At 37.3% G+C, this 13,782-nt stretch carries 9 protein-coding genes and 2 rRNA genes; all 11 read right to left on the bottom strand.

Annotated elements, in window-relative coordinates; genetic code table 11:
* Positions 1-70: 70 nt before the first annotated feature.
* Positions 71-2,770 (bottom strand): DNA topoisomerase (ATP-hydrolyzing) subunit A, encoded by a 2,700-nt coding sequence (gene gyrA / locus A9G36_RS03455; RefSeq protein ID WP_081296665.1) that lies wholly within the window; start codon positions 2,768-2,770, stop codon positions 71-73.
* Positions 2,771-2,868: 98 nt separating this feature from the next.
* Complete coding sequence (locus A9G36_RS03460; protein WP_034947085.1) at positions 2,869-3,447, bottom strand: SIS domain-containing protein; 579 nt, start codon at positions 3,445-3,447, stop codon at positions 2,869-2,871.
* Positions 3,448-3,466: 19 nt separating this feature from the next.
* Positions 3,467-3,811: a YraN family protein gene (locus A9G36_RS03465; protein WP_034946966.1), complete on the bottom strand. Its 345-nt coding sequence runs from the start codon at positions 3,809-3,811 to the stop codon at positions 3,467-3,469.
* Positions 3,804-5,657, bottom strand: coding sequence for a penicillin-binding protein activator (locus A9G36_RS03470; protein WP_065569149.1), 1,854 nt, complete (start codon positions 5,655-5,657; stop codon positions 3,804-3,806). Before A9G36_RS03470 ends, A9G36_RS03465 begins: the two co-directional genes overlap by 8 nt.
* A gap of 21 nt (positions 5,658-5,678) precedes the next feature.
* On the bottom strand, positions 5,679-6,761 hold the full coding sequence (rlmM, locus tag A9G36_RS03475) for a 23S rRNA (cytidine(2498)-2'-O)-methyltransferase RlmM (RefSeq protein ID WP_065569150.1): 1,083 nt from the start codon (positions 6,759-6,761) through the stop codon (positions 5,679-5,681).
* A gap of 45 nt (positions 6,762-6,806) precedes the next feature.
* Positions 6,807-7,757: an LpxL/LpxP family Kdo(2)-lipid IV(A) lauroyl/palmitoleoyl acyltransferase gene (gene lpxL, locus A9G36_RS03480; protein WP_034947088.1), complete on the bottom strand. Its 951-nt coding sequence runs from the start codon at positions 7,755-7,757 to the stop codon at positions 6,807-6,809.
* Positions 7,758-7,942: 185 nt separating this feature from the next.
* Positions 7,943-8,737, bottom strand: coding sequence for a thymidylate synthase (gene thyA / locus A9G36_RS03485; protein WP_065569151.1), 795 nt, complete (start codon positions 8,735-8,737; stop codon positions 7,943-7,945).
* Positions 8,734-9,603: a prolipoprotein diacylglyceryl transferase gene (lgt, locus tag A9G36_RS03490; RefSeq protein WP_065569152.1), complete on the bottom strand. Its 870-nt coding sequence runs from the start codon at positions 9,601-9,603 to the stop codon at positions 8,734-8,736. Before lgt ends, thyA begins: the two co-directional genes overlap by 4 nt.
* Positions 9,600-10,172, bottom strand: coding sequence for an RNA pyrophosphohydrolase (rppH, locus tag A9G36_RS03495; protein WP_034946981.1), 573 nt, complete (start codon positions 10,170-10,172; stop codon positions 9,600-9,602). Before rppH ends, lgt begins: the two co-directional genes overlap by 4 nt.
* A gap of 253 nt (positions 10,173-10,425) precedes the next feature.
* Positions 10,426-10,541, bottom strand: a 5S ribosomal RNA gene (rrf, locus tag A9G36_RS03500).
* A gap of 156 nt (positions 10,542-10,697) precedes the next feature.
* Positions 10,698-13,597 (bottom strand): 23S ribosomal RNA (locus tag A9G36_RS03505).
* Between the last annotated feature and the right edge of the window lie 185 nt (positions 13,598-13,782).

Genomic DNA, 13,782 nt, shown 5'->3' on the forward strand with positions numbered 1-13,782 from the left:
ACTATTCCTTCTCACGGTTCTTAAAATAAAAAAGGATTAGCAAGACTAATCCTTTTAAATTATTAAATAATTAATCTTCGTATTCCTGATGTGAATCAGCCCGTTCATTATTTTCCGATACCTCCGATTCACTTGCGTCATCTTCTGTTTCGGCTATTCGTTGTAACCCGACAACTTTTTCATTGTCAGCTGTTCGAATAAGCATGACACCTTGAGTGTTACGGCCAACAATACTTACCTCTGAAACACGAGTACGAACAAGTGTTCCTCCATCTGTGATTAGCATGATTTGATCGGTTTCATCAACTTGAACTGCGCCAACAACAGTACCATTTCGCTCACTAACTTTGATTGAAATAACACCTTTAGTTGCCCTTGATTTGGTTGGGTATAGTTCTTGCTGTGTGCGTTTACCATATCCATTTTGAGTTGCAGTTAGAATTGCACCGTTACCTCTAGGTACAATTAATGAAACCACTTTATCATCACTATCAAGTTTTATGCCACGTACACCTGCAGCCGTTCTGCCCATACAACGAACTTTATTGGCTGGGAAACGAACAACTTTACCATTAGCAGAGAATAACATAATATCTTCAGTCGTTGAGATTTCACCAATCAGGTTATCATCTTCTGAGTCAATCTCTTCAACAATGGCATCATCATAAAGTTCTTCATCATCAACAATAGCTGAAAGATCATTGCTAGTTAAATCAACGCCGATTAACTCATCATCATCGCGCAAATTAATCGCAATAATACCGCCACTTCGTGGACGACTAAACTCAATTAAAGATGTTTTCTTAACTGTACCTTGTGCTGTAGCCATAAATACGCAATGTTCATCATCAAATTCTCGAACAGGTAAGATTGCAGTGATTCGTTCTTTTTCTTCAAGAGGTAACAAATTAATAATTGGACGACCTCGAGAACCTCGGCTGGCTTCGGGCAATTGGTAAACTTTCATCCAATATAATCGACCTCGACTTGAGAAGCAAAGAATCGTATCATGAGTATTGGCAACTAATAGTTTTTCGACAAAGTCTTCTTCTTTAATTTTAGTGGCAGATTTACCTTTACCACCACGTCGTTGAGCTTCATAATCTGAAAGTGGTTGATATTTTACATAACCTTGATGGGAAAGAGTAACGACCACATCTTCTTGAGCAATAAGATCTTCAATATTAATATCTGCACTGCTCGCTGTAATTTCTGTTCGTCTAGCATCTTGGAATTGTTCTCGAACGCTTTCTAATTCTTCACGAATTACTTCCATTAAACGTTCTGAGCTGGCTAAAATATGCAGTAATTCACCAATTTGAAGCAATAATTCTTTGTATTCATCAAGAATTTTTTCATGTTCAAGGCCGGTTAAGCGGTGTAAGCGGAGATCTAAAATCGCTTGAGCTTGTGCTTCTGATAAATAATAACGTCCATCATAAATACCAAACTCTGGAGCTAAATCTTCTGGTCTAGCTGCATCATTACCTGCTTTTTCTAGCATGGCAGCAACATTTCCAAGTTGCCAAGCTTGGCTCAATAATTTAGTTTTTGCTTCACTAGGTGTTGCAGCAGCACGAATGAGCTCAATGATAGGATCAATATTGGCAAGTGCGATTGCCAAACCTTCTAATACATGAGCTCGTTCGCGTGCTTTGCGTAATTCATAAATGGTTCGACGAGTTACAACTTCACGGCGATGAAGAATAAAAGCTTCAATCATCTCACGTAAATTTAACAACTTAGGTTGCCCCTTATACAAGGCGACCATATTAATACCAAATGAAACTTGTAATTGAGTTAAAGAAAAAAGGTTATTTAAAACAACTTCACCAACCGCATCACGTTTTATTTCAATAACAATACGCATACCGTCTTTATCTGATTCATCACGTAATGCCGAAATACCTTCTATTTTTTTATCTTTAACTAATTCTGCAATTTTTTCGATCAGTTTTTTCTTATTAACCTGATACGGTATCTCATTAACAATAATGGTCTCACGTCCACTATGATCATCAACTTCTATGGTAGCTTTAGAGCGAATATAAATAATACCACGACCTGTGCGATATGCATTTTCAATACCTTTTCGACCATTAATTAATGCTGCTGTTGGAAAATCTGGCCCATGGATATACTTCATTAAACCATCGACTGAAATATTTTCGTCTTCAATAAAAGCCAAGCAACCATTGATAACTTCAGAGAGATTGTGAGGAGGAATATTAGTTGCCATACCAACTGCAATTCCTGAAGAACCATTAATTAATAAATTTGGAATACGAGTTGGTAGCACATCAGGAATCATTTCTGATCCATCATAGTTTGGCGAGAAATCAACAGTCTCTTTATCAAGATCAGTTAATAATGCTCCGGCAAATTTTTGCATTCGAATTTCGGTATAACGCATTGCTGCAGCTGAATCACCATCAACAGAACCAAAATTTCCTTGTCCGTCAACCAACATATAACGTAATGAGAATGGTTGAGCCATACGTACAATTGTGTCATAAACTGCTGAATCACCATGTGGATGGTATTTACCGATTACATCCCCAACAACACGAGCAGACTTCCTATAAGGTTTATTCCAATCATATCCAGCTTCATGCATTGCAAATAAAACACGTCTATGTACAGGCTTTAAACCATCGCGCACATCTGGTAACGCACGACCAACAATAACTGACATTGCATAATCAAGATATGAGGATTTTAGTTCATCCTCGATATTAACGGGGGTTATTTCTTTGGCTAGTTCGGTCATAACACCAAATTCTCTTAATAATTTAATTCATTAAAACAGCTTATAATTGTAGCATAATATTCATTATTAAGGCAGAACAAAACTATTTTTATTTCTATTTATTCAGCGTGATTAAATAGATTATTTTCAATCAATTGACATAAACAGTTTAAAATCATAGCATGCATTTCATAAGCCATGACTTTTTTATAAGATGGAATTCTAATTTCGATATCATTTTGTCCCAATAAACCAATAACTTCACCACCATCAAATGCTGTTAATGCAACAATTTTCATATCTTTAATTACCGCTTCTTGAACAGCGCGGATAATTGCTCGGCTTTTACCTTGGCAAGTTGCTACAATTAAAATATCACCTTGTTGACCTAATGCCTGAATTTGGCGGGCATAAATTTCTTCATGATTAACAATGGCACTTAATAAAACGTTATCAGATACTAATGCTAAAGCAGGAATACTTGGTCTTTCTATAGCAATGCTAGTAATCAATCGTGAAGTAAAACTTTGCACATTAGCAGCAGAAGAACCATTACCACAGCTCATAATTTTATTGCCACTAAGCAAACCTTCAACAATAATTTTAGCGGCTTTTTCAATTGAGAATCCCAATGATTCAGCCATCACAATTTGTGTTTGTATACTTTCTGTAAAGTAATTTTTAATTAAATCTTGCACGTTTTCACCTAAAAAAATATTAAAACGCATTGATAATCCATTGTTGGTTTTTACCAGTAATGGCAAAAACATCAAATCTAAACTCTGTTTCTTCAATATTTAAATTTTGTGCTACCATCCAAAGTTGAGCCGCTTGTTTAATTTTGGTCTGTTTACTGAGTGTTACAGTCATTTCTGCATGACCAAAATTAGCATTTTTCCGATAACGCACCTCAATGAAGACCAAACATTTTTTATCTTGCATGATTAGATCAAGCTCACCATAGCGATATTGACTATTTTTTGCAATAAGTTTAAGTCCTTGCTTAATTAAGTACTGGCAAGCAATATTTTCATAATGCTCACCAATTTGTTTTTTATTCATTCTTCGAATTAGACTTAGCTGAACCGTATGTATATTGCTGCCAAGATAATGCACGTGTTACTTCGCAAAGATTATTTGTTGATAGCTTACCTGTCAGACCATCTAAGAAATTAGGTTCATAAGAATCTAATTGATTAAAACGGTTAGCAAGTCGCCAAGCATCAACTCCCATAGCATAAAAACGCATTAATGAATAATCTTTTTGTATATTATCTGGAATATCAATGGGAAAATTTAGCTGATTTATGATTAAAGGAATTTCTGCATAGTCGGTTTGATTCATGTCATAATAAAAATCATCAGATGCATTGGCAACATGGCTTTTAGAGCTTGAATAGAGTGCAATCTCAGAAGATGATGAGTTGCCAATAGGTTTGTTTGCCCCCATATCAAGCATAGGTTTGATAAGCATTAATTCATCATACGAAGAATATATATATACAGCATCAAATTCGTCTGATTCCCCTTCTGGTACTACAGACGTTTCATTAAGGATAATAGGGTTGCCAAGAAGTTTGATACCTATATTGTGATTCATGTCAGCACTTAATGCTTTAGCATTACCAAAATATTGCACATATGTTTGTGAACTATTCGCTGATACTTGAGACCATTGTTCTGCAAAACTTTGAGCAACTCGTTGACCTAATTCGCTCTGGGGAACTAATAATAAAGGTCTTAATTTATTTTGTGCATAAATATGATTCGCAGCATCTCTAGCTTCATCTTCTGGAGATAGTGCAAAGTAGCATATTTTATTAGAGTTGCTTGTACTTTTATCAACTTTATTTAGAGCCAAAATGGGAGTACTTAAAGCTAATTGTTTAATTTTTGTAACATCGCTTTTTAGCAAAGGGCCAACAATTAATTCAACATTTTGTTCTTGAGCTTGCTGAATAAGGGCATCAATAGAGGCGCTAGTAGTATCCAATACAATAACATTTTGTTGAGGCTCTTTTGGATAAATCTTTATTGCATCTAAATATCCCTGACGAATAATTTCACCAAATATACTAGAAGAACCTTTTAGCGGTAATAATAATGCAACTTTTTTTGCATTTACATCAACGGAAAGCGTTTGCTCTCCTGTTAATACTGGTAATATACCTTTAGCTGGATGGTCTGAATACCGTATAGCCCAATCTTGAATAGCTCTTTTTAATGAATCTTTTTGTTGCTGAAATTTTGCTTCCATCGTTTCAGCGGTATCATCTTCTTGTACTTGAGATATTTTACTATTATTTTGATAAACATAACTTAACTCAATCCAACCTTGTAAAGTTGTTTCACTTTCAAGAATTGTTATCTGATGGATTTGTTGAGCTTGTAATTTACTAAAGAAATCCCATGTACTATTGAGTATTTGTTTTTTCTGATTTTTAGATGCATATTTTTCTAGTTCAACGTAATCATGAGATTGAGCATTTAAGTTTTCATTTTTGTTATCTATTGATAATTTGATTGTGTAATAACGATATAGTTGAGATGGGTTTAAATCTTCAATAGATAATTGATTAATTCTAAATGATTTTCCTTTTTTTATAGCAAGTTCACCTTGTGATAGTAATTTTTCATTTAACTGCTCTACATTTAGATCAGAAGGTAATTTAGATAATAATGTATTTGCCTGGGAAAGCTTATTTTCTTTAATCAAGGCACGAATAGCTAATAATTGCCAATTTATTTTTGCCGTTCCTGAACTAGATTCAACTTGTAAAAGATAGTATTTCGAATCTTTACTATCATCAAAATCAGAAAATTTATTTGAAAAAGTTCCAGTACATCCTACTAAAAGTGTAAATAATGCCAATATTAACATGGCATAAATGGAGCATTTTAAATTCATACCTATTTCTCTTGTAAATTGTTATCCCCAAATTCGTTGAACATGAACCGTGACTTCTTCCCGATCATGATAAAGCTGCTTAGCTTGAATTTGAACGTTAATATGTTTGTTATTTAATTTTTCATTCAGCAATTGTAGATTTTGTTTTACTTCCTCATAACGTTTTTTCATCGGAAGTTTAAGATTAAAAATAGCCTCTCTACACCAACCACTAATAAGCCATTTAGTAATTAATTCCGTCACTTTAGATGGTTTTTCAACCATATCACAAACCAACCAGTAAATATTATGTTTTTTGGGTTCAAATTTGAAGCCATCTTCACGATAATGTTTGACTTGTCCCGTCTCCATTAATTTCGAATTCATTGTGCCATTATCAATAGCATAAACTATCATGCTACGTTTAACTAGTTGATATGTCCAACCTCCAGGAGAAGCCCCCAAGTCAACTGCATTTAACCCACTTTTTAGTCGCTCATCCCATTCCTCATAGGGAATGAAGATATGAAAAGCTTCTTCCAGTTTTAAAGTAGAACGGCTTGGTGCATCATTTGGAAACCTTAGTCTAGGTATTCCCATATAAAATGGGGAGTTATTTTGATTATAAGAATAACCAACATAACAACTATTGTTATTAATAAAAAACAGATGGATAACTGGTTTTGATGCGTCGTGAATTTTTGATAAAATTTGTTTATTTCGTAATGCCTGACGAAGTGGGACAGTAAACTTACGACAAAATCCAGTCAATTCTTTACCTTCATTAGTATCGGGGATCTCGACTCTCAAATCACCTGCTTTATCAATACACCCCGTTAGAACATCAATTATAGGGGAAATACGATCTTTTGTTGGCAAATTAGCAAGCATATCGCCTACTATAAACATTTGTCGTGCAAAAATGAGTGTTCGAAAAGCTAATTCTTTTATTAATATTTGAGCATCTTCGCTTTGATAACATTCAAAAATAGCATACCCTTCATTGTCTTTGACTTTGGCAAATCCAAATATATTTTTTTGCGCAGCTCTATCTGTAATCTCTGCTGCGCATTCTTTTTCAAATCCAGAACGACAATATAAAATAATTTTGTTTAACTTTTGCATAATTGTTTTTTGATTATTTCTCCAATACTATAAAAGATATCTATACTAATCAGACTGTACGTTATCTGTATATAAAGGAGCCTCACCTTTTGGGCGAGTTTTGAATCGTCGGTGTAACCACATGTATTGTTCAGGAGCTCTTAAAATTTCGTTTTCAATTGCTTTATTCATAAATGTTGCAGCAAGTATATCATCGTCAACTGGATAGCCCTTGAGCTCAGATGTAACATAAACAGTATAACATCGATTTTTCTCGCGCTTAGGTGTAAAAGGAATAATTGCAGGCTGTCCAAGTTTAACTAATATCCGAGTACCAACAGTTGTTGCAGCTTTTTCTACTGAAAATAGAGGTGCAAATACACTATTTTTGGGACCATAATCATGATCCGGTGCATACCAAAGTAATTCACCATCTTTTAATGCTCGAATCATACCTTTTGTATTATAACGATCAATCATGTATTTATTTGATTTTAAACGCCCTTTAAGCTGTATGTAATCCATGACAGGATTATCGTTAGGTCTGTAAACACCAACTCCAGGATGACTCATTCCCAAAATTCGAGCACCTAACTCTAGGGTTAAAAAATGTATACCAATAAGTAATACGCCTTGCCCTGATTGTTGTATTTGTGTAATGTGAGAATCACCAACAATAGAGGAAATTTTGGCAAGTCTCCTATCTGACCAAAACCAAGCCATACCCGTTTCAAATATTGCTAACCCAGTCGATATAAAGTTTTCACGCAATAGCCGTTCAAGTTCTTGTTGTGTTTTTTCGGGAAAACAAAGTTTCAGATTTTGCCTTGCAGTTTCCTTGCGTTTACCAATTAATTTCATTGAAAATAATCCTAAACCTTTTCCTAAGTAATAAATAATCGGATATGGTAATAAAACAATTAGATATAAAATACCGATGCAAAACCACGTTATCCAATAACGTGGATGCAATAAACGTTTAGTAAATTCTGGTTGAATTCCCTGATGTTGACTCATATTAACTTTAATCATTTATTTAAACAAAGTTAGTTATTATATGCCATTCTGTTATTAATCCACAGAAAAAATAGAACCAATCGTTCTAGGAGTTTTGACGATTTTCTGCAATTAATATAATGGTTAAAATAAAGAAAATAAAAGTTTATTGAATTAGCTCTCATTATTTCTCTATTTTTTTAATGTTAAATAGCAACAGGTGCTTTAATTGCAGGATAAGGATCATAGTTAATAATATCAAAATCCTCAAATTTATAATCAAATATAGTAGGAGGTTTACGTCTAATCACCAATTTTGGTAATTTTCTTGGTTTACGACCTAATTGTAATTGTGCTTGTTCCATATGATTAGAATAAAGATGGGTATCCCCTCCAGTCCAAACAAAATCCCCGACGTCTAAATCACACTGTTGTGCAATCATATGAACCAACAATGAATAGCTAGCAATATTGAATGGTAATCCTAAAAAAACATCACATGAACGCTGGTAAAGTTGACAAGACAACTTACCTCCTGCGACATAAAATTGGAAAAATGCATGGCATGGAGCTAATGCCATTTGATCGAGCTCTCCAACATTCCAAGCAGAAACAATTATACGTCGAGAATTAGGATCATTTTTAATTTGTGAAATCAATTGCGATATTTGATCGATTTGGCGACCATCACTAGCCCCCCATGCACGCCATTGTTTACCATAAATTGGGCCTAAATTACCATTTTCATCAGCCCATTCATCCCAGATGGTTACTTTATTATCTTGTAAATATTTAATATTGGTATCGCCTTTTAAGAACCACAATAACTCGTGAATAATTGAGCGAAAATGACATTTTTTTGTTGTGACTAACGGAAAACCATCTTGTAAATTAAATCGCATTTGGTGACCAAAAATAGATAACGTTCCAGTACTCGTCCGATCTAACTTAGGTATACCTTCATCTAAAATTTTTTTCATTAATACTAAATATTGTTTCATCGTGTTTTTGCCTTATTATTAAATCTATACGAAAATAAAAGAATTAAAATACCACCAATAATCATTGGTAGACATAATATTTGTCCCATACTGATAATATTTAAAAATAAGCCTAACTGCTCATCTGGTTGTCGAAAAAATTCTATAACAAATCTAAATAAACCATAGCAAAATAAAAATACCCCAGATACAGCACCAGTAGGTCTTGGTTTTCGAATAAAAATATTTAAAATAATAAACAGTACTATTCCTTCAAATACCATTTCATAAATTTGCGACGGGTGCCTAGGTAAAATGCCATTTAGCTTTGAATAAAGCGAAAACCATTCAGGATGAGATTGTACAAATTTAAAATCAGCATAAGAAGAAGTCGGAAATAGCATACCAATAGGCAAGTTAGTTACTCTTCCCCAAAGCTCTCCATTAATAAAATTACCAAATCTTCCAAACATCAATCCAATAGGTACAAGAGGAGCAACAAAATCTCCCACTTGCATAAAAGTTTTGTTTGCCTTTTTAGCAAAAATAGCAATAACAAAAATTGCCCCAATCAAACCACCATGAAAGGACATGCCTCCTTCCCAGACTTTAAATAACACTATAGGGTTTTTAATAAAAGTAGCAAAATTGTAAAAAAATACATACCCCAATCTTCCTCCAATAAAAAGGCCTAAAAACCCCCAAAATAATAAATTTTCTACCTGTTGCAATGTCCATTGATTATTTGATTTGTCCACTCGACGCTTAGCCAAGTAAAATGCGCCAAGCACACCAAACAAATACATTGCACCGTACCAATGAAGTGATATTGGGCCAATTGAAAAGACAATTGGATCAAAATTAGGAAATTTTAAATATTGATTCATTTTTTTATACGCTTTTTATTTTTACGTTTATGAACAAAGGAATTAAATCGTTTCTTTTTAGAATTATTTATTGATGAAATCTCTATTTCAGACTGTATCGAAAAAACAAACAATGAGAATTCTTTCATTGCTTTTCTATATACATCACGCTTGAAAGCTATAACTTGTCGTATAGGATACCAATAATTTACCCATTTCCAATCATCAAATTCAGGATTTGGGGACATGTTAAGGTTAATTACCGATGTGTCAGAGATTAGTTGTAATAAAAACCACTTCTGCTTTTGTCCGATACATACAGGTTGATTTTCCCATCTTATCATTCGTTTAGGTAATTTATACCGCAACCAACCATTAGTAACAGATAAAATTTTTACATCTTTTGGTAATAACCCTACTTCTTCATTTAGTTCACGAAACATCGCCTGCTCAGGAGTTTCGTTTTGTTTTATTCCGCCCTGAGGAAATTGCCAAGAATTTTGCCCAAAACGACGGGCCCAAAGTACTTGGCCATGCTGGTTACAAATAACTATTCCTACATTTGGACGGTAGCCATCATTGTCGATCACTGACTACCTCAAAAATCTATTTTTATATGACTAAATTGTTTCATACATACAAGAATAAATAAATAGTAAAATGATATTAATCGAATAAATATACTAATAAATAAGTTATTTTTTATACTCCTTAAATATTGTGATTATTATTTATTCACATTCCAAGCGTATTTATTCTTTTATATAGCAAGGCTTGTTCTAAAGATAATTAATAGACATAAAAAAGCCCAGCATCTCTGCTGGGCTCTCTATAATTTAAAAAGTCTGGCGGCACCCTACTCTCACATGGGTAATACCCACACTACCATCGGCACTACGGCGTTTCACTTCTGAGTTCGGCATGGGGTCAGGTGGGACCACCGCGCTATTACCGCCAGACATATTCTTTTCTCTTCTACAATCAGTGCTCATTATCTCATAATAACACCAATCTCTCAATTCGGAACAAACCACTCAATCAACATTTAATCCAATTTCGATGACTTAGTCATCAAACGCTTCTCTTCACGTAATCACAAAACAACTCCGAGTTGTAAGGTTAAGACTCTCGGTTCATTAGTATCAGTTAGCTCAATGTATCACTACACTTACACACCTGACCTATCTACGTCTTAGTCTCAAACGAACCTTACTGAATCTCTTCAGGGAAAACTCATCTTAAGGCTAGTTTCGTGCTTAGATGCTTTCAGCACTTATCTATTCCGCACGTAGCTACCGGGCAATGCAATTGGCATCACAACCCGAACACCAGCGGTGCGTTCACTTCGGTCCTCTCGTACTAGAAGCAAACCCTCTCAATTTTCCTACGCCCATGGCAGATAGGGACCGAACTGTCTCACGACGTTCTAAACCCAGCTCGCGTACCTCTTTAAACGGCGAACAGCCGTACCCTTGGGACCTACTTCAGCCCCAGGATGTGATGAGCCGACATCGAGGTGCCAAACACCGCCGTCGATATGAACTCTTGGGCGGTATCAGCCTGTTATCCCCGGAGTACCTTTTATCCGTTGAGCGATGGCCCTTCCATTCAGAACCACCGGATCACTATGACCTACTTTCGTACCTGCTCGAGCCGTCACTCTCGCAGTCAAGCTAGCTTTTGCCATTGCACTAACCTCCTGATGTCCGACCAGGATTAGCTAACCTTCGTGCTCCTCCGTTACTCTTTGGGAGGAGACCGCCCCAGTCAAACTACCCACCAGACAGTGTCCCTTACCTCGATTCAGAAGTATAGGTTAGAACATCAAACATTAAAGGGTGGTATTTCAAGGTCGACTCCACACACACTGGCGTGCATGCTTCTTTGCCTCCCACCTATCCTACACATTAAGGCTCAATGTTCACTGTCAAGCTATAGTAAAGGTTCACGGGGTCTTTCCGTCTTGCCACGGGTACACCGCATCTTCACGGCAAATTCAATTTCACTGAGTCTCGGGTGGAGACAGCCTGGCCATCATTACGCCATTCGTGCAGGTCGGAACTTACCCGACAAGGAATTTCGCTACCTTAGGACCGTTATAGTTACGGCCGCCGTTTACTGGGGCTTCGATCAGGAGCTTCTGCATTCGCATAACCCCATCAATTAACCTTCCAGCACCGGGCAGGCGTCACACCGTATACGTCCACTTTCGTGTTTGCACAGTGCTGTGTTTTTATTAAACAGTTGCAGCCAGCTGGTATCTTCGACTGATTTCACCTACATCCGCGTGGGAGTTCAATTACCATCAGCGTGCCTTCTCCCGAAGTTACGGCACCATTTTGCCTAGTTCCTTCACCCGAGTTCTCTCAAGCGCCTGAGTATTCTCTACCTGACCACCTGTGTCGGTTTCGGGTACGATTACCTATAACCTGAAGCTTAGAGGATTTTCCTGGAAGCTTGGCATCAATTACTTCACTACCTTAGTAGCTCGTCATCACGCCTCAGGGTCTCAGTGACCGGATTTGCCTAATCACACCCCTACACGCTTAAACCACCATCCAACAGGTGGATAACCTAGCCTTCTTCGTCCCCCCATCGCAGTTATAGCCAGTACGGGAATATTAACCCGTTTCCCATCAGATACGCCCTTCGGCCTCTCCTTAGGGGTCGACTCACCCTGCCCCGATTAACGTTGGACAGGAACCCTTGGTCTTCCGGCGAGCGGGCTTTTCACCCGCTTTATCGTTACTTATGTCAGCATTCGCACTTCTGATACCTCCAGCATGCCTCACAACATACCTTCTACGGCTTACAGAACGCTCCCCTACCCAATGCACTTACGTGCACTGCCGCAGCTTCGGTGCATAGTTTTAGCCCCGTTACATCTTCCGCGCAGGCCGACTCGACTAGTGAGCTATTACGCTTTCTTTAAATGATGGCTGCTTCTAAGCCAACATCCTAGCTGTCTAAGCCTTCCCACTTCGTTTCCCACTTAACTATGACTTTGGGACCTTAGCTGGCGGTCTGGGTTGTTTCCCTCTTCACGACGAACGTTAGCACCCGCCGTGTGTCTCCCATGATTAAACTTGTCAGTATTCGGAGTTTGCATCGGGTTGGTAAGCCGGGATGGCCCCCTAGCCGAAACAGTGCTCTACCCCCAACAGTTACTCATGAGGCGCTACCTAAATAGCTTTCGGGGAGAACCAGCTATCTCCCGGTTTGATTGGCCTTTCACCCCCAGCCACAGGTCATCCGCTAATTTTTCAACATTAGTCGGTTCGGTCCTCCAGTTAGTGTTAACCAACCTTCAACCTGCCCATGGCTAGATCACCGGGTTTCGGGTCTATACCCTGCAACTTAACGCACAGTTAATACTCGGTTTCCCTTCGGCTCCCCTATTCGGTTAACCTTGCTACAGAATATAAGTCGCTGACCCATTATACAAAAGGTACGCAGTCACACATATCTAATGATATATGCTCCCACTGATTGTACGTACACGGTTTCAGGGTCTATTTCACTCCCCTCCCGGGGTTCTTTTCGCCTTTCCCTCACGGTACTGGTTCACTATCGGTCAATCAGGAGTATTTAGCCTTGGAGGATGGTCCCCCCTTCTTCAGACAGGATATCACGTGTCCCGCCCTACTCTATAAGCTTCCACATAATATACTTTCGTGTACGGGACTTTCACCCTCTATAGTGCGACTTTCCTGAACGCTTCCACTAATATACTATGCTACCCGCTTGGGCTCCTCCCCTTTCGCTCGCCGCTACTCAGGGAATCTCGGTTGATTTCTTTTCCTCGGGGTACTTAGATGTTTCAGTTCTCCCGGTTCGCCTCATCTGACTATGGATTCATCAGACAATAATGTAGTTACCTACATTGGGTTTCCCCATTCGGACATCAACGGCTATAACGCTTTTTATCAGCTCACCGTCGCTTTTCGCAGATTAACACGTCCTTCTTCGCCTCTGATTGCCTAGGCATCCACCGTGTACGCTTAATTTCTTAACCTTACAACTCACAGTTGTCTTGGTTAATTACGCTTTCTTCTCTTTTCGCTTTCAGTCACCTATATTTACATTTCGATTCCTCCAGCAAAACGAGAACTCGTTTCTTTCAGCTTGTTCCTTATTGTTAAAGAGCTTTATCTTTCTATTCACTTAATAACTAAATTAAGTAAACACAAAAATAATTTT

It is taken from the genome of Gilliamella sp. Choc6-1 (assembly GCF_001690385.1).
Taxonomy (GTDB): Bacteria; Pseudomonadota; Gammaproteobacteria; order Enterobacterales; family Orbaceae; genus Gilliamella; species Gilliamella apicola_A.